Source organism: Nosocomiicoccus massiliensis, from assembly GCF_002871345.2.
Classification (GTDB): domain Bacteria; phylum Bacillota; class Bacilli; order Staphylococcales; family Salinicoccaceae; genus Nosocomiicoccus; species Nosocomiicoccus ampullae_A.
In genome coordinates, this window is record NZ_CP136964.1 from 1,040,531 (window position 1) to 1,065,471 (window position 24,941).

The following is a 24,941-nucleotide window of genomic DNA, read 5'->3' on the forward strand; positions in this document are numbered from 1 at the left end:
TTATTCAAAAGCTTCTACCAATACGTGCTTTCGAAAAATATACATACTTCTTGATAATAATATTCATTTAACAACTATATCACAGCTAATTTGTCAAGTCAAATTATTATCTCTTGTAAATCTGACTGATTTCACATAACTTTGAATAACAAAAATACTCCACTAACAAAATGTTAATGGAGTATATGTACTTATCTATTCGCATAAAACTCTTCTGCTTTTTTGAGGTAAATTTCTTCTTCTGGTAGCATTTCTGATTCTTCGACAATCGCATCTACTGGACAAACTGCTACGCACGCACCACAGTCGATACAAATATCCGGATTGATGTAGAACTGATCTTCGCCTTCCTCGATACAATCTACAGGACATACGTCTACGCAGTCACCAGACTTTTCTGCTGCACACGGTTGTAAAATTACATATGCCATAGTTCGGCCTCCTCACTGACTTCTCTTTTCTATATTTTTCATTGTACACCTATTTTCTTTAATATTAAACAATAATTCTAACTTACGTGTTTAATACTCTTTAAGATGTAGTAACCTTTACTCTTTTTGAGTTTTTCTACATTTCCATATAACGTTTCTAAATGTTTTAAATATGACGGCATACCTTGCTTCTTTTGAACGACCATGTAAAACGCACCGTGATCGACTAATCGTTCATAACTATCATTAATAATTTCAAGCACTGTATCTTTTCCTGCTCTAAACGGCGGATTCGTTACGTATAGATCAGCTTTTAACTCCATATCATCATATGTTTCTCTCTTAACAATATCAAAACTTACGTTATTGTTATGCATGTTCGTATCTAAAACACTGATTGCATCTTCATTTACTTCGACCGCAACACCGTCTCCACCATAATGGTCGGCAAGTACGATACTCACTGGGCCGTACCCAGCCCCCATATCGATAAAGTACCCCGGACCATCATAATCTTCTAACACTGCATTTAATAATACGTCTGTACCAAAATCAACACGATCTTTTGAAAACACACCACGATCTGTTGTGAACGTATATGTTTTACCTTTTATATTATATTTAATTTCTTTAAAATCATGCGGTGTATCATCTGTCGTATAGTAATGTGACATAAACACCCTCCTTTTATGTAGAAAAAAAAGACTTATAAACATAATGTTTATAAGTCTAAAATATCATATTTTAATTATTTAAGCTCTACGCTAGCTCCAACTTCTTCAAGTTGTGCTTTAAGTGCTTCTGCTTCTTCTTTAGGTAATGCTTCTTTGATAACTTTAGGAGCGTTGTCAACAAGCTCTTTTGCATCTTTAAGTCCAAGACCAGTTGCTTCACGAACTGCTTTGATAACTTTGATTTTAGATGAACCTGCATCTGTAAGTTCAACGTCGAACTCAGATTTTTCTTCAGCGCCACCTTCAGCTGCGCCACCTGCTACTGCTACTGGAGCTGCTGCTGTTACACCAAACTCTTCTTCAATAGCTTCAACTAATTCGTTTAATTCTAATACTGACATTTCTTTAATTGCTTCAATGATTTGATCTTTATTAGCCATTATTAAATCCTCCAATTTTTAACTTTTTTAATTTTTAATTATGCTTCTTCAGTTTCTTCTACTGCGTCTGTACCTTCTTCTTTTTGCTCTCCCACTGCTTTAACCGCATAAGCGAAGTTGCGCATTGGCGCTTGAAGAACAGAAAGTAACATAGATACAAGTCCGTCTTTTGATGGTAAAGTTGCGATTGCTTTAACGCTTTCTACGTCTGCAATTTCACCTTCGATGACACCCGCTTTAATTTCAAGTGCTTCATGCTCTTTTGAGAAGCTGTGAAGTACTTTTGCTGGAGCAATTACGTCTTCGTTTGAGAACGCAATCGCGTTTGGACCAGTTAAGTGTTCTTCTAATCCTTCGATTCCAGCTTCTTGTAACGCACGACGTACCATCGTGTTTTTGTAAACGTGGAACTCAACACCAGCTTCTCTAAGTTGTTTACGAAGTGCTGTTGCTTCAGCAACTGAAAGACCTTGGTAATCAACTACGATTGTTGAAACTGAGTTTTTGAATTGTTCCGCGATTTCAGAAACGTGTTGTTTCTTTCTTTCGATAACATTTGTCATAGTTACACCTCCGTTTTGAAAATTATCGGTGCAATAAAAAAAGCACCTTTTACCCAGGGCAAAAAGTGCTCATATATTTATAAATAATATACAAGTCATTTTTGTTTGCCTCGGTAGGATTGTGTTTTAAGTCTTAGACTCCTACTGTCTTAGGTAAAACATCTAAATTTAAATTTAATACAAGAGTAAATATACCACGTACATTTACTCTTGTCAATTTATTTTTTAAACGTCTGTTCTAACTTGTGATGGATCTAATTTGATACCAGGACCCATCGTGCTAGAAACTGCAACTGAACGGAAGTAAACACCTTTTGCAGTTGCTGGTTTAGCTTTTACTAAAGCTTCGTGTAAAGCGTTGAAGTTTTCAACTAATTTATCAGTACCGAATGACACTTTACCAATTGTAGAGTGAACGATACCAGATTTTTCAGCACGGTATTCTACTTTACCAGCTTTGATTTCTTCAACTGCTTTTGTAACGTCCATCGTTACTGTACCAGTTTTAGGGTTTGGCATTAAACCTTTAGGTCCTAATACACGACCAAGTTTACCAACTTCCCCCATCATGTCTGGTGTTGCAACGATTACGTCAAAGTCAAACCAACCACCGTTGATTTTTTCAGCAAGATCTGCTTCTCCTACGTAGTCAGCTCCAGCTGCTTCTGCCTCTTTCGCTTTTTCACCTTTTGCGAACACTAATACACGTTGTGATTTACCAGTTCCGTTTGGTAATACGATCGCACCACGGATTTGTTGGTCGTTTTTACGTGTATCAATACCTAGGCGGAAAGCTACGTCTACTGACGCATCAAAGTTTGTTGTGCTTGTTTCTTGTGCAAGCTTAATAGCATCTTCGATTGAGTATACTGCTTCAGAGTCTACTTTCTTTGAAGCTTCAAGATACTTTTTACTTCTCTTAGCCATTTATATTCCTCCTTGTGGTTATAGCGGGTGAACCTCCCACATGTACCAATACTTTTTCTTATAAATAATTATTACTTTTTAACAGTGAAGCCCATGCTGCGTGCAGTACCTTCTACCATGCGCATTGCTGCTTCAACGTCTGCTGCGTTTAAGTCTTCCATTTTAAGTTCAGCGATTTCGCGAACTTGTGCTTCAGTTACTTCAGCAACTTTGTTTTTGTTCGGTTCACCAGAACCTTTTTCAACTTTAGCCGCTTTTTTAAGAAGAACTGCTGCTGGTGGAGTTTTTGTAATGAAAGTAAATGAACGGTCTTCATATACTGAAATCTCCACTGGAATTAAAAGACCTGCTTGGTCTTGAGTTTGTGCGTTAAACTCTTTTGTGAATCCCATAATGTTAATACCTGCTTGACCTAATGCTGGTCCAACTGGTGGTGCAGGAGTTGCTTTACCTGCAGGGATTTGTAATTTAACAACGTTGATAACTTTTTTAGCCACGATGTCAACCTCCTCATTCTCGTGATGTGGTCACAGGATGCTAAGATTTCATCCTCCCACTCATATCTTTTTACATAAAAAAGATGGTCGCATTTTTGCAACCATCTCATATTAACATACTTCACTTGTATTTTCAATCTTTATTTAGTCGATTTTTTCGATTTGGTCGTATTCGACTTCAACTGGCGTTTCACGTCCAAATAATTCAACTAATACAGTCAGTTTAAAGTGTTGCTCGTCGATTTCCTCGATCGTACCGAATTGATTATTAAACGGACCGTCAATAATTTTAACTGATTCTCCGATTTCTACGTCGAAATCTACGATGCGCTCTGACATACCCATTTGTCTTAAGATGAAGCGTGCTTCTTCTTTTAATAATGGGTTCGGTTTAATTCCAGCACCTTGAGAACCGACAAATCCAGTTACTCCAGGTGTGTTACGTACGACGTACCAAGACTCATCTGTCATGATCATCTCAACTAAGACGTAACCTGGGAATGTCTTTTTCATTTGTGTTTTCTTTTTACCATCTTTAATAGTCGTTTCCTCTTCTTCTGGTACAACGACACGGAAAATTTGGTCTTGCATGTTCATCGACTCTAAACGTGCAAGTAAGTTTTGATGTACTTTGTTTTCATAGCCTGAGTAAGTATGAATGGCATACCATTGTTTTTCTTCGGACATAATATCCTCCCTCATTACATTGCATCAATTAAATACGTAATACCTATATCAATCGCGTAGAAAAAGAATAAGAAGAAGATAACAGTGAAAACAACGATTGACGTATAATTCACTACTTCTTTACCAGTTGGCCAACTTACTTTTTTCATTTCACTGACGACGTTTGCAAGGAAATTTCTATCGTTATTCATGCGACGCCTCCTCATCTTATATGGAACTTTTATGAATCGTATGTCGGTTGCATTGTTTACAGAACTTTTTCATCGTGAGTCTTGTTCCATCCTTATCGGCAGCTTGTTTAACGTGATAATTACGACTGCCACACTCGCTACATAGTAATGCAACTTTCATCTCATTACCTCATTTCAATTCTTATATACTATACCGATTAAAGTCTACGTTTGTCAATAAACGCCGTGCTGTTTCTCTTTTTTACGAAGGACACGGTACAATGTATTTTGAATCGATTTACGATTCGTTTTTAACTTTTCGCTAATTTCATCAAATGTATAATGCTCTCCTAAATATTTTAACACAGCACGCTCGTATTCTGAAAACGTCTTTTTATCTTGGAGCATATAAGAGTACTGATCTCGGTTTATGATTTGATTGATGCGGTCGTATGTTTCTACTTTGTCACACACGTAGTTTGACAGCTCGTTGCTTGTCGTTTCTTTACTATTTAATCGATAAAAATACACACTACGCTTTTTTAGTTCTAAATATGCAGATCTTATTGCGTAATTATGAAAGTCTCCAAGTCTTTTGTCGTATCTAAAGCACGCGTGGAGTAAATACTCCATAATCATCTGTTCTAAGTCTTCTCTTTCATAAGGGTCTCGCGTATGTTTATATGTCATTTTACGTACTTTTAAACGAATAGCTTCGTCAATCTTGTCAAAATAATCGAGTTTCCCATTTTTTACGTGTTCGACATATTCATTGAGTTTCGAATCTTCGTAAATAAATATCAAAAACGAACGAATGTTGTACATGAATACCTCCCGTTTTTGTATATATCATACATACGAAAGTCGCTACTCACAAGTCGCCCTAACGCTTGCCACGTCGCAGTTTTTCAAGTTCTGCTAAAATATCGTCACTAATATTTAATTTTGTCTTAGGCACTTTTTGATTTATTGCTTCAATTTCGACACTAATATTTTTTTCTGCATGTTTTAAGTCTTCCCACATTTCTCTCGATGGAATTCTGTACGCTCCGTAAGAAAATATCGCGTTTTGCTCTGGTAAATCACTCGTTACGACCGTAATTTCCGTTAAGTGTGGATGGAAATACTTATAAACGAAACGTTCGATATATTCATCGGCGGTTTCTTTTTCTTTCGTAAAAACGACTTGGACACCGTGATAGTCGTACACCGTCTCTTTTGATTTCACCTCGTACGCATCGAATACACAAATGACGTCGTACTTGGATACGGCTTGATATTCACTTAATATCGTGAGTAATTCTTCGCGTGCGTATTCTAAACTTAATCGGCCCTCTTCGGTCAGTCGTTTGTTTGCTCCAATCAAATTGTACCCGTCGACTAACATAATCTTTTGTCTTCTTTTCATGACGCTACTCTTTTAACGGGTATTGTTTACGGTACACTTCGTACATTAAAATTCCTGCGGATACCGAAGCGTTTAAGCTTGATATTTTACCGACCATTGGAATCGTCACAGTAAAATCACATTTTTCTAACGTCTTTTTACTAATACCGTCCCCTTCATTTCCGATAATAAGTACCGTATTAATGTCTGCCGGGTATTCTCTATAGTCCATCGGCGCATCCATCGTTGTACCGACCGTCCAAAAACCTGCGTCTTTTAGTTTGTCGATCGCTTGGTTGACGTTTGTTACGCGTACGACTGGGACGTGTTCGACCGCACCAACTGACACGCGTGCGACTGTATCTGTAATTTGTACACTACGTCTATTCGGAATAATTACCGCATCAAATCCTGTAGCGTCCGCTGTACGTAATATACTTCCTAAATTATGTGGATCTTCTAAGCCGTCGAGTAAAAGTAGATTGGCTTTCTTTCCTTCGACGTTTTGAATGAGAGTGTCTAACGGCATATATTTATATGCACTGATAAACGCGATAATACCTTGATGGCGTTCATTCGTAAACGATTCTAATTTACTTTTAGGAACTGTTTGAACGACGACTTTGTTTTTCTTTGCAAGCTTTAAAATATCGTTAATTTGATGCTTTTCAATACTATCTTGAATTAAAATCTTGTTTAAATCACGATTACCTTGTAACGCCTCTTTAACTGCATGACGTCCTGCAAGAACGGATTCACTCATAAATACTCACCTCGCACTATAATTTCAAAAAGCGCATCGAGCCTATCGTACTTTTCGTTTAAATATAAAACTCCAACGAGGGCTTCTAACCCTGTTGCTTCTTGATACTCTTTGCTCGTTGCGCTCTTTGCTTTCGTATTACTCTTTTTATTTTTTGCACGTCTGACGATTTCTTTTTCTTCATCCGTTAATATATCTTCGAGTGCCTGTAACGCTTTTGACTGACTCGTCGCCTTTTCAAACGTCGTGCCGAGTTGATGCGCGTCATTTGCTCGAATACGAGGTGACGATTTCACAATATGTTTACGGACATACATACTGTAAACTGCGTCACCGACGTATGCTTTTGTTAAGTCGTGAATTTCATATAAATTATCCACGGCGGAATTTCACTCCGTCTTTTGTATCTTCTAAAATAATGCCTTTTTCATGAAGTGTGTCACGAATTTCATCTGCACGGGCAAAATCTTTCTCTTTACGTGCTGCTTCACGTTCTTCGATTAATGCTTCGATTCGTTCGTCTAATAGTAATTCTTCTTGTTCAAGTGTAATACCAAGAACGTTACTATAAGCGTCGTATGCGTTGATATATGCGTCAAGGACGTCTTTGTTCGTTGCGTCACGGCGCATATATTTATTTAGGCGCGTCGCAAGTTCGTGCCACGCTGTAATTGCGTTTGCTGTGTTGAAGTCGTCGTCCATCGCTTCTTCAAACGTATTTATATTTTCTTTGACGAAGTCTAGTTCTTTATCGTCTAATTCTGTACTAATTGCGTGTTCTCTACGTTCTACTGCAGTATTGTATGCTGTTAAAATTCTGTCTAAGCCAGCAGCTGCTGAGTCGACGAGTTCACGGTTAAAGTTAATTGGTCCACGGTAATGCACGCTTAGCATAAAGAATCGTAAAATGTTCGGATCGAGTTCTTTTAAAATATCGTGCACAGTGATAAAGTTCCCGAGTGATTTTGACATCTTTTCGTTGTCGATATTGATGTAGCCGTTATGCATCCAGTAATTTGCGAACGTTTCGTCTGTGCAAGATTCAGATTGAGCGATTTCGTTTTCGTGGTGCGGGAACGTTAAGTCTTGTCCCCCCGCATGAATATCCATCGTCTTGCCTAAATGTTTTGTCGCCATTACCGAGCATTCGATATGCCAACCTGGACGTCCTTTACCCCACGGACTATCCCAGCTAATTTCATCTTCTTTTTCGTGTTTCCATAACGCGAAATCAAGTGGATCGTCTTTACTTTCACCTTGCTGGATACGCGCACCGACTTTTAAATCGTCGATTGACTGTTTAGATAACTGCCCGTAACCGTCGTATGAACGTGTTTTAAAGTATACGTCTCCGTCTCGCTCGTAAGCATGTCCTTTATCGATTAACGTTTCAATGAATGCGATGATGTCGTCCATATGATCCATAACTCTCGGGTGGACGTCTGCTTTTTTGACGTTTAATGCACCTGTATCTTCAAAGTATGCTGCGATAAATTTGTCTGCGATTTCTGGAACTGTTTGACCTGTTTCTTTTGACGCATTAATGAGTTTGTCATCAACGTCAGTGAAGTTCGATACGAACGTGACATCGTACCCACGGTATTCTAAGTAGCGACGTACTGTGTCAAATACGATTGCTGGACGTGCGTTACCGATGTGGATATAGTTATACACCGTCGGTCCGCAGACGTACATTTTTACTTTACCTTCTTCAATTGGAACAAACTTTTCTTTTTGACGTGTGAGTGTGTTATATATGTGAACCATCTTTAACCTCATTCCTCTCTTTTTCTTTAAATTGAGTGATTTCTTTTTCTAATTCTAAAATTTTATTTAATATCGGATCTGGTAAGTTGTTATGGTTAAGCGTGTCTGTTGGTACACGTTTGCCGTGACGTCTAACGATATGTCCTGGAATCCCGACGACTGTTGAGTACGACGGCACATTTTTTAAGACGACTGAGTTCGCACCAATATTCGTGCCTTCGCCGATGGTTATATTACCAAGCACCTGCGCGCCGGTTGCGACGAGTACTTTATCTTCAATAGTCGGGTGACGTTTACCCTTTTCTTTACCGGTACCACCGAGCGTGACACCTTGGTATAACGTAACATCGTCTCCAATCGTTGTCGTTTCACCGATGACAATCCCCATTCCATGGTCGATGAAAAGCCTCCTACCAATCGTCGCGCCAGGGTGAATCTCAATGCCTGTAAAAAATCGAATCGTTTGCGAAATGATACGCGCGATTAAAAACATCCGGTGCTTATAAAACCAATGAGCAATCAAGTGACCCCAGACAGCGTGCATACCAGAATACGTCAGAAAAACCATCGTCCGACTCGTCGCTGCTGGATCAAGTTCAAGCACCATATCAATATCTTCTTTTATTCTTTTAAACATTGTCTCTCCTTTTGTGAGTGGGGTTTGGCGTGGGTGCAATCAGGTAAGAGTTGGCGTCTTTTTGAGTTTTTACTCTTATAAGATAGTTATACCCGTTCTCACGATTTTATTTAACAAAAATATCGTGATTTTGTTAGATATCTGGATTTATTTAACAAATTTCGTTCGCGTGACCCGATTTTTGTTAATTATAATTTTTTATCTAACATATTTCGGGTATTTCATCTTGTTTTTGTTAATTATCCGGAGATATCTAACAGATTCAGCAAAAATCTGTTAAATAACTACGTAGCCAGTGAGATGAAAGGCACTTTTCGCGCTTAAGGTGTAACAAAACTCTTTCTCACGATTTTATTTAACAAAAATATCGTGATTTTGTTAGATATCTGGATTTATTTAACAAATTTCATTCGCGTGACCCGATTTTTGTTAATTATAATTTTTTATCTAACATATTTCGGGTATCTCATCTTGTTTTTGTTAATTATCCGGAGATATCTAACAGATTCAGCAAAAATCTGTTAAATAAACGGCATTGCTACGCACCAGCGCCCCGCCAACAATCCAATTGCTGAACAAAAACCTGCGCTTTACCTCGCGATTGACAATCCCATTAAACTTTACCGCCTGTCGCAATTAAAAACACCTCTGCCCTAATACGGACAGAGGTGCGTTGCACGGTTCCACTCTGATTTTTATCTTTTATTCACTTTAAAATTTATGCATTTCTTTAAATAATAGTGTTGCCTTCGCACCGACCAGGCAATCTCTGTTTTCACGTTATTTAAATACTGATAACAACAAGTGAATTATATAACGATTTTTAGTTGTTTTCAATCTTAAAGACTTTGAATGACGTTTTCAATGCGTGCGAGTACTGTCTCTTTACCGAGGAGTTCTAATGCGTTTGGTAATTCTGGTCCTCTCGTTTCGCCTGTTGTCGCTACGCGAATTGGCATGAATAAGTTTTTACCTTTGATGCCTGTTTCTTTTTGCACTGATTTGATCGCTTTTTTAATGTTGTCTGCTGTGAAATCTTCTAAGTTTGCGAATGTTGCTTTTAACGCATCCATTAATTCAGGGACTTGTTCACCAGCTAACACTTCTTTTGCCGCTTCATCATACGAAACGTCTTCTTTAAAGAATTGCTCAGATAACTCGACGATTTCAGCTGCGTAACTCATTTGTGGTTGATATAACTGAACGAGTGATTTTGCCCATTCTAATTCTTCTTCTGAAGCGCCTTCTTTTACGCGACCTGCTTCAACTAAGAATGGTAATGCAAGCACAAATACTTTGTCGATATCTTTTTGTTTCATGTACTGGTTGTTTACCCATTCTAATTTTACTTTGTCAAAGAATGCTGGTGATTTTGATAAACGTTCTTCTGTAAATAATTCAATGAACTCTTCTTTTGTGAATAGCTCTTCTTCTCCACCTGGTGTCCATCCGAGTAAAGCGATGAAGTTAAATAATGCTTCTGGTAAATAGCCAAGTGCTTCATAGTCTTCGATGAATTGTAAAATACCGCTGTCGCGTTTTGATAACTTTTTACGTTCTTCGTTTACGATTAACGTCATATGACCAAATTGTGGTGGCTCTAATCCAAGCGCTTCGTAAACCATTAATTGACGTGGTGTGTTTGAAATGTGATCATCTCCACGTAATACGTGTGTGATTGCCATTTCATGGTCATCAATTGCGACGGCAAAGTTGTATGTTGGTGTACCGTCTTTTTTAACGATGACCCAGTCTCCAATACCGTTTGAGTCAAAGGATAATTCACCTTTTACCATGTCGTTGAACGTGTATGTTTTATCTTTTGGTACGCGAATACGAATCGATGGTTCTCTACCTTCAGCGATAAATGCTTCTTCTTCTTCTTTTGTTAAGTTCGCGTGCTTACCGCTATACATCGGTTGCTTACCGTTTTTAAGTTGTATTTCGCGTTCTTCTTCTAACTCTTCTGCTGTCATATAGCAACGATACGCTTTGTCTTCAGCGAGTAGCTTTTCGATATAAGGTTTATAAATATGGTTACGTTCAGATTGACGGTATGGCCCATACTGACCCCCGACGTCGACTGACTCATCCCAGTCGAGTCCGAGCCATTTTAAATAATTTAACTGTGAAGATTCACCTTCGTCGACGTGACGTGCTTTATCTGTATCTTCAATACGGATGATGAACTCCCCACCGTAGTGACGTGCGAATAGATAGTTAAATAGTGCACTTCTTGCGTTACCGATATGTAGGTAACCTGTTGGACTTGGGGCATATCTTACTCTTACTTTACTCATTGTTTGCCTTCTTTCTTTTTAATAAAATCACCGCTTCACTCGCGATACCTTCTTTTCGACCTAATGCGCCGAGCTTTTCATGTGTTGTTGCTTTTACGTTTACGTTGTCGATCGTTGTGTCGAGTAGTCGCGCGACGTTTTGTCGAATGTCATCGATATACGGACGAAACTTCGGTGCCTCAGCGATAATTACCGCGTCAACGTTACCGACTTCGTAACCTTTTTCTGTCATTTTTGACACGACTTCACTTAATAATACTTGTGAATCCATGTCTTTATATTTTGGATCATTGTCCGGGAAAAATTTTCCAATATCACCAAGTGCGAGTGCACCTAAAATCGAGTCTGCAATCGTATGAAGAAGTACGTCTGCGTCACTATGACCGTCTAATCCTTCTTCATGCTCGATTTCAAGACCACCGATAATTAACGGTCGTCCCTTTTTTAACTGATGAACATCATAACCGTGACCGATTCTCATCTTTCTCGACTCCTTAATATCGATTCTCCGAGTACTAAATCTTCTACCGTCGTAATTTTAATGTTATTATACGACGAATCTACCATAAAAACATCATGTCCATACGCCTCGACCATCATTGCATCATCCGTGACTGCTAAGTCGTTTTCTCGTGCGTACTCATGTGCATCCATTAATAAATTATAACAAAAAGCTTGTGGCGTGTGCACCTCGAACGTCGTCTCTCGGTTAATTGTTGCTTCAACTTTTCCGTCGACGACTGTCTTCATCGTGTTTTTTGCTTTGACACCACAAATGACCGCTTCTTTTTCCACGACCGCCGTCTTTAAGCGTGATAAAGTACCCATGTCTAAAAATGGGCGTGCAGCGTCATGTACAAATACGTAATCCGCATCGACGTGTAAAAGCGCGTTATATATCGAATGTTGGCGTTCTTTACCGCCGAGTACGATGCGTTTTACTTTTTTGACGTCTTTTAACTCTTCGTTCAATTCTTCGATGTCTTCTTTTCCAGTTGCGATAATAATTTCTTTACAGTCTGGATCTTGGTTGAATATGTCGACTGTGCGATGAATGATCGATTGGCCGTCAATTTCGTATTTTATCTTATTAAAGCCAAGTCCCATACGTTTTCCGATCCCTGCTGCTGGAATCACTGCTGAATACTGCATTATTTCTCTCCAAGTTTTGTAAATATTATTCTCCCAGAATGGGTTTGAAGTATCGATGTTACTTCAACGAGTACCGTTTCGTTAATAAAAGATTCTCCTGAATCTAAAACGACCATCGTGCCGTCGGTTAAGTATCCAACACCTTGGTTGTCTTCTTTACCTGATTTTGTAATTAAAATCTCGAACGTGTCACCTTGATGGATGTTTAACTGCACCGCCTCAGTTAATTCGTTCACGTTTAATACTGTCACTTTATGGACTTGTGCTACACGATTTAAATTATAGTCTGTCGTAATAATTGCAGCATTTTCTTCTTTAGCGAGTTCAATGAGCTGCTGGTCCACATCTAACTTATCGTATTTGACCGTTTTTACTTTAACGGCGTCCGATTGTTTTTGAAGCGCGTTTAAAATGTCGAGACCGTGTTGTCCTTTATCTCGCTTTAAATGATCGGTAGAATCTGCAATTAATTGTAGTTCGTCTAGCACGAATTGCGGAATAATAATTTCGCCTTCTAAAAATCCGCTTTTTAAAACGTCTAACACACGTCCATCGATAATTGCACTCGTATCGAGTAGTTTTTTTGTTAAATTTTTAGGTGCTCGGTTAAATAACTCGAGAATCTCTGTCGTCTTTTTTAAGCCGAGTTGATAGCCTAGATAACCGAGGACGACTGCTGAAATTAGTGGAATGACTTCACGGACAACAGGTATGTCTAACATGTTCGTTAATAACGTAATAAAAACAGTAAACAATAATCCAAGTAGCATACCAATTGTCGCAAAGAATATTTCCGTAATGTTTCTAGATAATAATTTTCGCTCTACTTTCTTTAACCCGCGCACAAAATATGGCATCGTCCAAAATGTTAAAGCTAAAAATAGTACCCCGCCAATCGCACCATAGAAAAATACGTTGTGGATTGCACTTGGTACTGGAAAGTCCGTCGAATGGAAACACCATATTCCGAGTGTGACTCCGGTAAGAAAGTAGACGAGTGTTAATAATCCTCTTAACATTCGTCTTCCTTCCTTTCTATTTGTAAATTTCTTTCATTGCATCTTTTAATGTTCTTGCACCGACAACTTCAATATCTACAGGAGCTAGTCCTGCTAAATTTGACGCTGGGATAATCGCTCGGTTAAACCCTAGCTTCGCCGCTTCTTGTAAGCGTTGTTCGATTTTAGTAACGCGTCTAATTTCACCTGTTAAACCGACTTCTCCGATGAAACACGTATCGCCTCGTACACTTATATTTTTAAAGCTCGAAGCGATTGCCATAATCACAGCAAGGTCAACCGCTGGCTCATCGAGTTTAACGCCACCCGCGACTTTTATATACGCGTCGTGTTGCTGCATGAGTAGCCCTTCAGATTTTTCTAATACTGCCATGAGTAGTGATAATCTATTGTGGTCGATTCCTGTAGCCATACGTCTTGGATTATGGAAATGCGTTGGCGTGACGAGTGCTTGTATTTCAACGAGCATCGCGCGTGTCCCTTCCATCGTCGCAACAATCGCAGATCCTGGCGTATTTTTAGAGCGTTCTTCTAAGAAGATTTCAGATGGATTTAAGACTTCTTTTAGACCATCGTACTTCATCTCAAAAATACCCATTTCGTTTGTCGATCCAAATCTGTTTTTTACTGCGCGTAAAATTCTAAACGTGTGATGTTGGTCACCTTCAAAGTATAAGACGGTATCTACCATATGTTCGAGTAAACGCGGTCCTGCGATCTGCCCGTCTTTAGTAACGTGTCCGACGATAAACGTCGCGATGTTTTGCCCTTTTGCGATATTCATAATTGACTGTGTACATTCACGTACTTGAGACACACTTCCTGGTGCACTTGTAATATCTGGATGAAATACTGTTTGAATGGAGTCAATAATTAAAAAGTCTGGATTTAATTTATTGATCTCGTCGTGGATATAAAATAAATTCGTTTCTGCGTATACGTTTAAATTCGACGCATCTGTCGTAATTCGGTCTGCACGCATTTTAATTTGTTCCAGAGATTCCTCACCTGAGACGTATAATACGTCGTAATCTTCCGCAAGTGTGAGTGCCGTTTGTAATAAAATCGTCGACTTTCCAATCCCTGGATCTCCTCCAATTAAAATAAGAGAACCATCGACAATCCCACCACCAAGTACTCTGTCAAACTCGCCACTCTTCGTTTTTGTACGTGGCGACTCTTTTTTCGTCACACGTGATAACTGGGTCGCACGTGTTTTTTCATCGGTTACTTTACCGAGTGTGCCGCGTCCAGATGCTTTCGTTTCTTTATGTACAAGCGACTCTTCCATTTGGTTCCATGCCCCACAGTTTGGACATCGACCGTACCATTTTGGAGATTCGAATCCGCATGCTAAACATTCAAATACTGTTTTTGTTTTTGCCATTTGTAAACGTTAACCTCCTCGGTTTAATTACTCACTATTATATAATTTTCTAAACAATTATGAAAGTACCGTACATATGATATAAAAGGGTTTAGAGCATTATAACAAGCTCTAAACCCTCGACATCTATTTATGCATTTTCAGTTGTCTTTTCAAGCGATCCTGTGTCGACTTTAAATGCGTCGTCTTTATAATCGACAGACACCGTTTTACCTACTAAGTCTTGTCCACTTAATATCGCTTCACTTAACGTGTCTTCAATATTCTTTTGAATACTTCTATTTAATGGTCGCGCACCAAATTCTTTGTCGTACCCGTCATCGACGAGTGCTTTTACTGCGCTGTCTGTTAATTCAACTTGAATGTCACGGTCTTTTAGACGCGCATTTAAGTCTTTAATCATAAGAGAAACGATTTCTTCTAGATGTTCTTTTTCTAAGCTGTGGAATACGATGATATCGTCGACACGGTTTATGAATTCTGGTCTAAACGTGTTTTTAAGTTCTTTCATCATCGTATTGCGAATTGTTTCGTAGTCTTCTGAAGCTTCTTGAGAGCCGAATCCTACGAATTTGTTGTCTCGTAACTCAGTCGCTCCGACGTTAGATGTCATGACGATGACTGTATTTCTAAAGTCGACTGTACGACCTGTTGAATCTGTAAGACGTCCGTCATCTAACACTTGAAGTAACATATTAAATACGTCTGGGTGTGCTTTTTCAATTTCATCGAATAAGATGAGTGAATATGGTTTTCTACGCACGCGTTCTGTTAATTGACCACCGTCGTCATATCCAACATATCCTGGAGGTGAACCGACGAGTCTAGAAACGCTATGTTTTTCCATATATTCAGACATATCGATACGAATCATCGCGTCATCTTCACCGAAAAGTGCTTCAGACAGTGCTTTTGCAAGCTCTGTTTTACCGACACCTGTCGGTCCTAAAAAGATGAAACTACCGATTGGGCGTTCAGGATTTTTAAGCCCTGCACGTGCACGGCGTACTGCTTTAGAAATTGATTCTACCGCTTCATTTTGACCGATGACTCTGTCGTGTAGAATTTTCTCTAAGTTTAACAGTCGCTCTGACTCTTCTTCTGCAATTTTTTGCAGTGGAATGCCCGTCATTTTTGAAATGACAAGTTCAATGTCTTCGCGCGTTACTTTTTGTTTGTCTGACGATTGCGCGTTCTTCCAGTCGTTTTCTAACTGTTGAAGCTTCTCTTCGATTTTCGTTTGGTCATCGCGGTATTTCGCTGCTACTTCAAATTCTTGAGATTGTACAGCTGCGTTTTTCTCTTGTTTTACTTTTTCTAGCTGATCTTCTAAATCTTTTAAATCTGGTGGTGACATATGTGATTTTAAACGCACTTTTGAAGATGCTTCATCGATTAAGTCAATTGCTTTATCTGGTAAGAAACGATCTTGAACGTAGCGGTTTGACATAACCGCTGCTGCTTCGAGTGCTTCATCAGTAATTGTCACACTGTGATGCGCTTCGTAACGGTCACGTAGTCCTTTTAAAATTAAAATAGTGTCCTCAACTGACGGTTCGTCGACCATTACAGGTTGGAAACGACGTTCGAGTGCTGCGTCTTTTTCGATATATTTACGATATTCTTCTAACGTTGTCGCACCGATGACTTGAACTTCTCCTCTAGATAGAGACGGTTTTAAAATGTTAGATGCATCTACTGAACCTTCCGCACCACCTGCTCCGATTAACGTATGCATTTCATCGATAAATAAAATTACGTTTCCTGATTTTTTAATTTCATCGACGACTTTTTTCATGCGTTCTTCGAATTCACCGCGGTACTTAGTACCTGCAACGACTGTACCCATATCGAGCATCATGACGCGTTTATCTTTTAACGTTGACGGCACTTCGTTTTTAACGATTTTTTGCGCAAGTCCTTCCGCGACAGCCGTTTTACCGACCCCTGGCTCACCGATTAATACCGGATTGTTTTTTGTACGGCGTGATAACACCTCGATGACTCGTGTAATTTCATCTGATCGACCGATGACTGGATCTAAACGCCCATCTTCTGCTTTTTTTGTTAAGTTTGTCGCAAGACCGTCAAGTGTTGGCGTATCTGTTTCAGGTTTTGCTTCTTGTGACTTATACATCTGCGGGTTCCCGAGCATTCGAATGACCATCGCTCGTGCGCGCGTGATGTTTAAACCGAGAGAAGATAAAACGCGTGCTGCGATACCTTCACTTTCACGTATTAACCCGAGTAATAAATGCTCTGTTCCAACGAAATTATGGTGTAATTTTCGTGCTTCATCCATAGATAATTCGATGACGCGTTTTGCACGCGGTGTGTATTGAAGGCTGACTGGCGTTTCTGTACCCTCTGTCACGAATTTACTAATTTCTTTTTCTATTAATGGTTCTGTAATATCAAAAGCTTGTAAAACTTTTGCTGCGATACCTTCTTGTTCTCGCACGAGACCAAGTAGTAAGTGCTCTGTTCCTATATTTGAATGTTTTAAGCGAATCGCTTCTTCTTGTGCATACGCTAATACGCGTTGTGCACGTTCAGTTAATTTACCAAATAACATAGATTAAATACCTCCTAAGCGCCGTTTTAAAATTGTGGCACGCGCTTTATTTTCTGCTGCATCGATATATGCGGGTTCTACCGACTCTATACTTTGACGCACAAATGCACGTTGTATTTGATTTAATATCGTTTGAAATTCAAAGTTTTCGATTTCTAAAATTCCCATATCGACGCCATATTTTAAATGACTTAAGTGCATTGCTGCTTCTTCTAATGACATTTGCTCTGCATACTTTAATAATCCATATGATTGAAATACAGTATCTCTCACTGTCAACGCACGATTTTGATAAAACCAATCTCTCATTCGAGTTTCTTCAAATATAATTTGTTCTTTAATTTCCTCGAGATGATGGATAATCTCTAACTCACTTAAACCTAACGTCACTTGGTTCGAAAGTTGATAAACATCTCCAACTGGATGTGTCCCTTCTCCGTATATACCACGAAGCGTGTATCCCATACGCGTGAGGACGTCACGTAGACGTTTAATTCGTTTATTTCTCGTTAAGGCTGGTAAGTGAAGCATCACAGACGCACGAAGTCCCGTTCCAACATTCGTCGGACACGCCGTCTTATATCCGTACTGACGATCGAATTGATACGTTAAATCTTTTTCTAGCGCATCATCAATGTCAGATGCCACCTCATACAGTTCTTCAAGCGAACGTCCGACATTTACAACTTGAATACGAATATGATCCTCTTCTCCGATCATAATCGACGTCGTTTCATCTTCACTGACAATCAGTGTCACACCACGATTTTTAAACAGTTTACTGATTAAAAACTTTTCGTTCATTAGTTCTTTTTCGATATCCGTTAACTCATTCATGTGTATGACGTTAAACTCCGGATAGTCTGTTGTAATCGTCTCTATAATCGGTGCGTACTCTTTGTCATCCTTAATAAGATGCGGATAATTTAAGCCTTCGACATTACGCGCAAGGCGAATGCGAGACGACATTTCAATCGGTGGATGTGTGCTGTTATTCAGCCAGGGGCTCGTCTTCACCATTACCACCCTCCTTTAACGCTTTGATTTCATCTCTCACAACTGCAGCTTCTTCAAACGCTTGCGTTTTAATCAATACGTTTAACTTTTCTTCGAGTCTTTCGATTTTTTCTTCTTGTTTTAAATATAATTCGTACGATTTCGGCACTTTACCGACGTGACGATCTTTTAAATGTTGTACACGGTTAATCATCTGGTGAATATCACTTCCAAATGTTTCATAACAGTGTTCACATCCGAATCGACCCATGTCGACGATTGTTTTTAATGTAGATCCACAATGATGACACGTTCTCATTTCAGATTGTGCGTGTAACATAAAATTATTTAAGTGATTGTGGTCTTGGTCTTCAACGCTTTGATTAAATAATTCATGCGCGCACTCTTGGCATAAAAATAGTTCGTTTTTATGTTCGTTTTGACTGACCGCCACATGAATCATCGCCTCACGTTTAAGACATCTTTCACACCGCATTCAATCACTCCTCGTATAATATTGCTTCAATAATGTTGCGCATAATATGTGCGCGTAATATATCTCGTTCAGGTAAATCGATTAATAGCGTCTCTCTTAAAATAATGCGATCCATAATACGTGCTTCGTTATATGTAATCACTTCTCGGTCATACATAGACTGTATTAAATGTTGCGCATTGATTTGAGAGAGTCTATCCCCAATTAACCCAAGTATATGTTCTAAATAGTCTGCTTTAGCGTGAGTTTCAATTTTAGTAATTCTAATGTACCCACCGCCACCACGTTTACTTTCAACGATATAACCAAGTTCGTTTGTAAAACGTGTTTTAATGACATAGTTTAGTTGCGACGGAACACAATCGAATTTCTCAGCGATTTGCGCACGTTTAATTTCAACGCGCTCATTATGAGACTCCTCAATTTTTTGTTTCAGATAAGCCTCGATAATATCCGACATATTTCGCATAGAACCACCTCTTTTTGACCTTCTTTGACTATAGTATAACCTATTTGACCTATTTTAATCAATTTGGATGCTTATCCATATGTTTTAATTCATCTTTCAAATCATTGAACATTCTTTACATACAATATACACAACAGTTATAATAATGGAATAACGTCATAAATTTTATAGAGGTGTGTTATATGAACATAGTATGGGGAATTATCGGTATAGCAGTTACGTTCTTCTTAGCGTGGATTGCAAGTTCTGATAAAAAACTCGCATTTAAAAAGTGGAAACAAATACTGTTACTACTCGCATTACAATTCGCATTTGCCTTTTTAATTCTATCTACAGGTGGCGGACGTAAAGTAGTCGATGGGCTCGCGTTTGGATTCGGTAAATTACTTGAATATGCAGGCGTCGGTACGAGCTTCGTATTCGGACCGTTACTCGTTGACGCAAATGGTGAAGGACAATTTGTATTCTTCTTTAACGTATTAATTCCTATCATCGTAGTTTCGGCATTAATCGGTATTTTACAATACTTTAAAATCTTACCAGCAATCATCCACGGCTTAGGATGGATTTTATCAAAAATTACTGGTATGCCATTTATTGAGTCTTATAACGGTGCAGCTTCGATGTTCCTTGGACAATCAGAAGTATTCGTTTCATTAAAAAACCAAGTACCTTTACTTGGCGAACAACGTCTGTATACACTCGCAGCGCAAGCGATGAGTTCTATTTCTCTATCGATGGTTGCAGCATACATGACACTATTACAACCAGAGTACGTCATCACGGCAATTGTGCTGAACTTATTCAGCGTTTACATCATCATACATATTATTAACCCGTATGATGTACCTGAGGAAGAAAACTATACTGCATCAGAGTCTAACCCTGACCAAGGGAAGTCATTCTTCCAAATTTTAAGTGACTACATTTTACAAGGTGCTTTAATCGCGGTTATCGTAGCAGCGATGCTGATCGCATTTAACGCGCTTATCGCAATCTTAAATAACTTATTCTTAGCGATTCCTGGATTGGTATTTACGTTCCAAGATATACTCGGTTACATCTTAATGCCACTTGCTGTATTAATTGGTGTGCCAGTTGCTGAAGCGCATGAAGTTGGTATTTTAATGGCAACAAAACTCGTTACAAACGAATTCGTTGCGATGGAAAACTTACAAGCAATTAAAGATACTTTTGGACCTCGTACTCAAGCAATGGTTTCAGTATTCTTAGTTTCGTTCGCTAACTTCGGTTCGATTGGAATTATCGTAGGTACTGTTAAAGGTATCCACGCAAAATCTGGTGACCTTATTGCGAAATTCGGTTTAAAACTTGTATACGGTGCGTCTCTCGTATCTGTATTAAGTGCAGTTATCGTTGGATTCTTTGTAAGATAAATCGATAAGGTATGTCTTTAGACATACCTTTTTCTTATATAAAAATTTAATCGAGGTGAAAAAATGATTTCAGTAACAGAAAACCCAGTGGGAAAAACGTATGAAGCATTGCTCGACTTTTTATTTGAGACGTGCGATACGTTTCAACTCGTCGTGCGTACAGATATTTTAAAGTACGAACATGCATTTCAAGATTTAAACGAATGGTTTGGGGACTCATTTATAGAAGTGCTGGAACAACATGAATGGCCATCGACAAACCTTTTCGATGACACCGCAAAAGTGTATTACTTTAAGACGACATCTGAAGCAAAAGATAAGCTACTCGAACGCTCGAATAGTTTATATGACTGGAGTTTACCGGACTCTCCTGAAGACTTATGTTTCTTTAAAGACGATGAGGCATATTTAAGTGTCTCTTCTGAACTAGAAGAAATTTACTTATATCCAACTTCTGATGAAGAAGTTGCTAAAATTAAAAACATCGATGGATTAAAAACGGTTGAGATCTCATTTTAAATCAAAAAAGTCCTCTTCTTTAAGAAGAGGACATTTTGATTACCAGCTTGATTTTTTAACGCCAGGGATTTGGCCTTTATGTGCAAGTTCACGGAATTTAATACGTGATACTCCAAATTTTCTAAGTACACCGTGCGGACGCCCTGTCACTTCACAACGATTAACGAGTCGTGTTGGTGATGCGTCTCTCGGTAATTTTTTAAGACCTTCGTAGTCTTTATTTTTCTTCATTTCTTCTCGAATTGCGCGATACTTTTCTACAGTTGCTTCGCGCTGTTTGTTTCTAGCTATTTTAGATTTTTTAGCCATACAATCCTCCTATATCGTAATTGTTACGTTTTATAATTATAGCACGTCTTTTAAAAAATTCAAATTTATTTATTTATTTTATTTGAAAATGATATAATAATACATACTAATTTTAAGGGGAAATCTCAATGTCTATTAGAACAACATTCGCTTTATTAACAGGTCGCATAACGAAGCGACTCCTTACAACATTTACTGGTGGTGGTTCTAGCCTCCCAGGTAAAATAGCACTTAAAATCTCTCCAAATATAATTAAAGATATCTCACAACATTATGACGTTATCATCATTACTGGAACGAATGGAAAGACATTGACGACACGTTTAATCACAAACATTTTTAAGAAAAAATATAATACGATCGTGTCTAACATACAAGGCAGTAATATGGTTCAAGGGATAGCTGGTGCTTTCATCGAACATAAAAATCGTACAGATGAAAAGAAATTTGCTATTTTAGAAGTCGATGAAGGAACTCTAAATAAAGTCGTTGAAGACTTAAACCCAAAGTACATAATCCATACAAATCTATTTTTAGACCAAGCAGATCGCTATGGTGACGTTACGAAAACATATGAGTTACTCGTAAACGCTGCTAAAAAAGTACCGGATGCGATACTGTTACAAAACGGAGATTTACCGTTATTTAATACGGTAGAGTTACCGAACGAACGAAAATTTTTCGGTGTAGATACACCTGTTCACCCACCAAAATCTCAGCATCATTGCCCGAAATGTGGTGGCACACTATCTTATAAAACATATACGTACTCTGGACAAGGAAACTATTACTGTAAATCAGGTAATTTTAAGCGACCAATACTCGACTACAAAGTCACAGATATTATAAAGCTTTCAGAAGAGTCGTCTACTTTTCGTATGGACGATGCGACGTTTAAAATCCCAGTCGCTGGTTTATACAACATCTATAACGCACTTGCTGCGTATAGTGTCGCTAAAGAATATGATATTAATAACGAGGATATTAAAGCCGCACTACTTGAGACAGAACGTGTATTTGGCCGACAAGAACGCATTAATATATACGGTCACACAGCAACATTAAACGTTGTTAAAAACCCTGTCGGTTTAAACCAAGTCCTAACTCTAATCGAAGCAGTTGAAGAGCCAATGACACTCGTTGCGCTCTTAAACAACCGTCCCGCGGACGGGGTAGATGTGAGTTGGTTACGTGATGGTAACTTCGAATCATTACTTAGTCAAAACATTACGACAATTAAAACTGGTGGGATAAGTAAAGAAGTTATGACTGAACGTTTAGTTGAAGCAGGTTTTAACCCTCACATAATTAAAAAGTATGACAATCTAGAAAAAATCGTCGAAGATTTAAAGCACGCGAGTACAGATAACATTCAAATTATCGCGAGTTATACTGCAATGCTTGAGTTTAGAAAAGTATTAAAAGATAAAAAAATCATCTAGCACAAAACCGTTCATTACGAACGGTTTTTTTGCATAAAAAAAGACAGCCGTTACCGACTGTCGAACGATGGGCCTAGGTAGATTCGAACTACCGACCTCACGCTTATCAGGCGTGCGCTCTAACCAACTGAGCTATAGGCCCTAGAAAGTAAAAAGCGGAAGACGGGATTCGAACCCGCGACCCCCACCTTGGCAAGGTGGTGTTCTACCACTGAACTACTTCCGCAGATGATTTACTTTTAAAATTAAAAAAATGGAGAATGGCGGGCTCGAACCACCGACCCCTTGCTTGTCGAGCAAGTGCTCTCCCAACTGAGCTAATCCTCCATGACACAACACTATACATATTACAATGAATTTTAATAACCGTCAAGTGTTTTTTATAAATAGCTATAAAGAGAACATCCACCGATAATTATCGGCGGATGTTTCCTAATTACTTACTCTGTCTCATATAAGGGAATAATAGAACGTCGCGAATCGATGATGCGTTCGTTAACAACATTACGAGACGATCGATTCCTATTCCTAAACCACCTGTTGGTGGGAGTCCATATTCTAATGCTTCGATGAAGTCTTCATCCATTTCATGTGCTTCATCGTTCCCGCTTTTCGCTTCGTCGACTTGCATTTGGAATCTTTCTCTTTGATCGATTGGATCGTTTAACTCTGTGAACGCGTTCGCGTGTTCACGTCCGACGATAAATAACTCGAAGCGGTCAGTGAATCTTTCATCTTCTGGGTTTTTCTTAGATAAAGGTGACACTTCTACTGGGTGACCGTAAACAAATGTTGGTTGATGTAGGTGTTCTTCTACTTTTTGTTCAAAGAATTCGTTTAATACGTGACCAAACGTACTATGGAATTTATCGACTTCAACACCGTGCTCTTTTGCAAGCGCGAGTGCTTCTTCGTCTGACATTTGTTCAAAGAAGTCTACACCTGTATACTCTTTAACAATTTCAGCCATGTGGACTCTGCGCCAACCTGGTGAAAGATCGATTTCTTCTCCTTCGTATTCTACGACTGAAGAACCGAGTACTTCTTTCGCTACGTGTGCGACTAAGTTTTCAGTTAAGTCCATAATATCTTCGTAGTCTGCGTATGCTTCGTATAATTCAAGCATCGTAAACTCAGGGTTATGACGCGTTGATACCCCTTCGTTACGGAATACACGACCGATTTCGTACACTTTGTCGAGCCCTCCAACGACGAGACGTTTTAAGTGAAGCTCTAACGCAATACGCATATATAAATCAACGTCTAATGCATTATGGTGCGTAATAAACGGACGTGCCTGCGCACCACCAGCGATCGCATGCATCATCGGTGTTTCAACTTCTAAGAAGCCTTCACCGTCTAAATATTTTCTGATCTCGGTAATGATTTTACTACGTAAAATGAAACGCACTTTAGACTCTTCGTTTGTCAGTAAATCTAAGTAACGTTTTCTATAACGCTCTTCAACGTCTTTCAGTCCGTGGTGTTTGTCTGGTAATGGACGTAATGCTTTAGATAAATGTACATACTCCGTCGCTTTTACAGATAATTCACCTGTGTTTGTCTTAAACATAACACCTTCAACACCGACGATATCACCTAAGTCTGTTTGATTCCAAACGTCGAACGCGTCTTCACCAATTTGGTCTTTACGCACGTAAATTTGAATTTGTCCATCGATATCTTGAATGTGCGCAAATCCTGCTTTACCTTTACCACGTTTTGTCATCACGCGCCCTGCGATACGCACTTTAGACTCTGTTTCTTTTTCTGCTAATTCTTCTTTAGAAAACTCGTCCCAATTTTCGACTAATTCTTTAGACATAGCATCTACAATAAATTTTTGTCCAAATGGGTCGAGTCCTTTTTCACGAAGTTCGTTCATTTTATTTAGACGAACTTCAATTTGGTCGTTAATTTCTTCACTCATTGATATG

At 38.8% G+C, this 24,941-nt stretch carries 29 protein-coding genes, 3 tRNA genes and 1 other annotated feature; of the genes, 3 read left to right on the top strand and 29 right to left on the bottom strand.

The window, feature by feature from the left end:
* Nucleotides 1-191 precede the first annotated feature (191 nt).
* The 24 genes from CJ229_RS05420 to CJ229_RS05535 form a co-directional block, all read right to left on the bottom strand.
* Complete coding sequence (locus tag CJ229_RS05420; RefSeq protein WP_317846522.1) at nt 192-431, bottom strand: ferredoxin family protein; 240 nt, start codon at nt 429-431, stop codon at nt 192-194.
* A gap of 77 nt (nt 432-508) precedes the next feature.
* Entirely contained in the window at nt 509-1,105 is a 597-nt protein-coding gene (locus tag CJ229_RS05425; protein ID WP_070623140.1) for a class I SAM-dependent methyltransferase, read from the bottom strand.
* Between the two features lie 74 nt (nt 1,106-1,179).
* Nucleotides 1,180-1,545 carry a 50S ribosomal protein L7/L12 gene (gene rplL, locus CJ229_RS05430; RefSeq protein ID WP_040928228.1) on the bottom strand — a complete coding sequence of 122 codons (366 nt, stop codon included), beginning with the start codon at nt 1,543-1,545 and terminating at the stop codon, nt 1,180-1,182.
* Nucleotides 1,546-1,583: 38 nt separating this feature from the next.
* The gene (gene rplJ / locus CJ229_RS05435) at nt 1,584-2,108 is read right to left on the bottom strand and encodes a 50S ribosomal protein L10 (protein WP_070458413.1); all 525 of its coding nucleotides are present in this window, start codon (nt 2,106-2,108) and stop codon (nt 1,584-1,586) included.
* A 27-nt stretch (nt 2,109-2,135) separates the two neighbouring features.
* Nucleotides 2,136-2,280, bottom strand: a sequence feature (ribosomal protein L10 leader region).
* 53 nt (nt 2,281-2,333) lie between these two features.
* Complete coding sequence (gene rplA, locus CJ229_RS05440; protein ID WP_068129500.1) at nt 2,334-3,035, bottom strand: 50S ribosomal protein L1; 702 nt, start codon at nt 3,033-3,035, stop codon at nt 2,334-2,336.
* Between the two features lie 71 nt (nt 3,036-3,106).
* The gene (rplK, locus tag CJ229_RS05445) at nt 3,107-3,532 is read right to left on the bottom strand and encodes a 50S ribosomal protein L11 (RefSeq protein ID WP_040928225.1); all 426 of its coding nucleotides are present in this window, start codon (nt 3,530-3,532) and stop codon (nt 3,107-3,109) included.
* A gap of 144 nt (nt 3,533-3,676) precedes the next feature.
* Nucleotides 3,677-4,219, bottom strand: a complete 543-nt coding sequence (gene nusG / locus CJ229_RS05450; RefSeq protein ID WP_040928224.1) for a transcription termination/antitermination protein NusG — start codon at nt 4,217-4,219, stop codon at nt 3,677-3,679.
* 14 nt (nt 4,220-4,233) lie between these two features.
* The gene (secE, locus tag CJ229_RS05455) at nt 4,234-4,410 is read right to left on the bottom strand and encodes a preprotein translocase subunit SecE (RefSeq protein ID WP_040928223.1); all 177 of its coding nucleotides are present in this window, start codon (nt 4,408-4,410) and stop codon (nt 4,234-4,236) included.
* 16 nt (nt 4,411-4,426) lie between these two features.
* Complete coding sequence (gene rpmG, locus CJ229_RS05460; protein WP_083286916.1) at nt 4,427-4,570, bottom strand: 50S ribosomal protein L33; 144 nt, start codon at nt 4,568-4,570, stop codon at nt 4,427-4,429.
* Nucleotides 4,571-4,623: 53 nt separating this feature from the next.
* Nucleotides 4,624-5,214 carry a sigma-70 RNA polymerase sigma factor region 4 domain-containing protein gene (locus CJ229_RS05465; RefSeq protein ID WP_102167592.1) on the bottom strand — a complete coding sequence of 197 codons (591 nt, stop codon included), beginning with the start codon at nt 5,212-5,214 and terminating at the stop codon, nt 4,624-4,626.
* Nucleotides 5,215-5,272: 58 nt separating this feature from the next.
* Nucleotides 5,273-5,797, bottom strand: coding sequence for an NYN domain-containing protein (locus CJ229_RS05470; RefSeq protein ID WP_068129497.1), 525 nt, complete (start codon nt 5,795-5,797; stop codon nt 5,273-5,275).
* A 4-nt stretch (nt 5,798-5,801) separates the two neighbouring features.
* Complete coding sequence (rlmB, locus tag CJ229_RS05475) at nt 5,802-6,539, bottom strand: 23S rRNA (guanosine(2251)-2'-O)-methyltransferase RlmB (protein ID WP_068129496.1); 738 nt, start codon at nt 6,537-6,539, stop codon at nt 5,802-5,804.
* Nucleotides 6,536-6,919, bottom strand: a complete 384-nt coding sequence (locus CJ229_RS05480) for a Mini-ribonuclease 3 (RefSeq protein ID WP_068129494.1) — start codon at nt 6,917-6,919, stop codon at nt 6,536-6,538. The genes rlmB and CJ229_RS05480 overlap by 4 nt, the downstream gene beginning before the upstream one ends.
* Nucleotides 6,912-8,306, bottom strand: a complete 1,395-nt coding sequence (cysS, locus tag CJ229_RS05485; RefSeq protein ID WP_102167591.1) for a cysteine--tRNA ligase — start codon at nt 8,304-8,306, stop codon at nt 6,912-6,914. The genes CJ229_RS05480 and cysS overlap by 8 nt, the downstream gene beginning before the upstream one ends.
* Nucleotides 8,290-8,943, bottom strand: a complete 654-nt coding sequence (gene cysE, locus CJ229_RS05490) for a serine O-acetyltransferase (RefSeq protein ID WP_068129492.1) — start codon at nt 8,941-8,943, stop codon at nt 8,290-8,292. Before cysE ends, cysS begins: the two co-directional genes overlap by 17 nt.
* A gap of 839 nt (nt 8,944-9,782) precedes the next feature.
* The gene (gene gltX / locus CJ229_RS05495) at nt 9,783-11,243 is read right to left on the bottom strand and encodes a glutamate--tRNA ligase (protein ID WP_102167590.1); all 1,461 of its coding nucleotides are present in this window, start codon (nt 11,241-11,243) and stop codon (nt 9,783-9,785) included.
* Nucleotides 11,236-11,724 (bottom strand): 2-C-methyl-D-erythritol 2,4-cyclodiphosphate synthase, encoded by a 489-nt coding sequence (gene ispF / locus CJ229_RS05500; RefSeq protein ID WP_068128583.1) that lies wholly within the window; start codon nt 11,722-11,724, stop codon nt 11,236-11,238. The genes gltX and ispF overlap by 8 nt, the downstream gene beginning before the upstream one ends.
* Nucleotides 11,721-12,395 (bottom strand): 2-C-methyl-D-erythritol 4-phosphate cytidylyltransferase, encoded by a 675-nt coding sequence (gene ispD / locus CJ229_RS05505; RefSeq protein WP_102167589.1) that lies wholly within the window; start codon nt 12,393-12,395, stop codon nt 11,721-11,723. Before ispD ends, ispF begins: the two co-directional genes overlap by 4 nt.
* Nucleotides 12,395-13,414, bottom strand: a complete 1,020-nt coding sequence (locus CJ229_RS05510; protein WP_070458390.1) for a PIN/TRAM domain-containing protein — start codon at nt 13,412-13,414, stop codon at nt 12,395-12,397. The genes ispD and CJ229_RS05510 overlap by 1 nt, the downstream gene beginning before the upstream one ends.
* A gap of 16 nt (nt 13,415-13,430) precedes the next feature.
* Nucleotides 13,431-14,801 carry a DNA repair protein RadA gene (gene radA / locus CJ229_RS05515; RefSeq protein WP_070458386.1) on the bottom strand — a complete coding sequence of 457 codons (1,371 nt, stop codon included), beginning with the start codon at nt 14,799-14,801 and terminating at the stop codon, nt 13,431-13,433.
* A gap of 130 nt (nt 14,802-14,931) precedes the next feature.
* A complete protein-coding gene (locus CJ229_RS05520; RefSeq protein ID WP_068128592.1) occupies nt 14,932-17,376 on the bottom strand; it encodes an ATP-dependent Clp protease ATP-binding subunit in 2,445 nt (814 codons plus the stop codon).
* Between the two features lie 3 nt (nt 17,377-17,379).
* On the bottom strand, nt 17,380-18,396 hold the full coding sequence (locus CJ229_RS05525; protein WP_317846523.1) for a hypothetical protein: 1,017 nt from the start codon (nt 18,394-18,396) through the stop codon (nt 17,380-17,382).
* Entirely contained in the window at nt 18,368-18,868 is a 501-nt protein-coding gene (locus CJ229_RS05530) for a UvrB/UvrC motif-containing protein (RefSeq protein WP_070458380.1), read from the bottom strand. Before CJ229_RS05530 ends, CJ229_RS05525 begins: the two co-directional genes overlap by 29 nt.
* 4 nt (nt 18,869-18,872) lie before the next feature.
* Entirely contained in the window at nt 18,873-19,337 is a 465-nt protein-coding gene (locus tag CJ229_RS05535) for a CtsR family transcriptional regulator (protein ID WP_068128600.1), read from the bottom strand.
* Nucleotides 19,338-19,519: 182 nt separating this feature from the next.
* On the opposite strand from CJ229_RS05535, the gene CJ229_RS05540 reads away from it, so the two are divergent.
* Both CJ229_RS05540 and CJ229_RS05545 read left to right on the top strand, forming a co-directional pair.
* Nucleotides 19,520-20,734 carry a NupC/NupG family nucleoside CNT transporter gene (locus CJ229_RS05540; RefSeq protein WP_317846524.1) on the top strand — a complete coding sequence of 405 codons (1,215 nt, stop codon included), beginning with the start codon at nt 19,520-19,522 and terminating at the stop codon, nt 20,732-20,734.
* Nucleotides 20,735-20,797: 63 nt separating this feature from the next.
* Nucleotides 20,798-21,253, top strand: a complete 456-nt coding sequence (locus tag CJ229_RS05545; RefSeq protein ID WP_083286915.1) for a hypothetical protein — start codon at nt 20,798-20,800, stop codon at nt 21,251-21,253.
* Nucleotides 21,254-21,292: 39 nt separating this feature from the next.
* Here the strand turns inward: CJ229_RS05545 and rpsN are convergent, their stop codons facing one another.
* Nucleotides 21,293-21,562, bottom strand: coding sequence for a 30S ribosomal protein S14 (rpsN, locus tag CJ229_RS05550; protein ID WP_068128604.1), 270 nt, complete (start codon nt 21,560-21,562; stop codon nt 21,293-21,295).
* Between the two features lie 128 nt (nt 21,563-21,690).
* Here rpsN and CJ229_RS05555 point away from each other — a divergent pair, with 128 nt between their 5' ends.
* Nucleotides 21,691-23,004 carry a MurT ligase domain-containing protein gene (locus CJ229_RS05555; RefSeq protein ID WP_102167588.1) on the top strand — a complete coding sequence of 438 codons (1,314 nt, stop codon included), beginning with the start codon at nt 21,691-21,693 and terminating at the stop codon, nt 23,002-23,004.
* Between the two features lie 68 nt (nt 23,005-23,072).
* On the opposite strand, the gene CJ229_RS05560 is transcribed toward CJ229_RS05555, so the two are convergent.
* The 4 genes from CJ229_RS05560 to lysS all read right to left on the bottom strand — a co-directional run bounded on the left by CJ229_RS05560 (nt 23,073) and on the right by lysS (nt 24,934).
* Nucleotides 23,073-23,146 (bottom strand) — tRNA-Ile (locus tag CJ229_RS05560).
* Nucleotides 23,147-23,158: 12 nt separating this feature from the next.
* Nucleotides 23,159-23,230 (bottom strand) — tRNA-Gly (locus CJ229_RS05565).
* Nucleotides 23,231-23,258: 28 nt separating this feature from the next.
* Nucleotides 23,259-23,331, bottom strand: a tRNA-Val gene (locus CJ229_RS05570).
* Nucleotides 23,332-23,440: 109 nt separating this feature from the next.
* Nucleotides 23,441-24,934 (bottom strand): lysine--tRNA ligase, encoded by a 1,494-nt coding sequence (lysS, locus tag CJ229_RS05575; RefSeq protein ID WP_102167587.1) that lies wholly within the window; start codon nt 24,932-24,934, stop codon nt 23,441-23,443.
* Between the last annotated feature and the right edge of the window lie 7 nt (nt 24,935-24,941).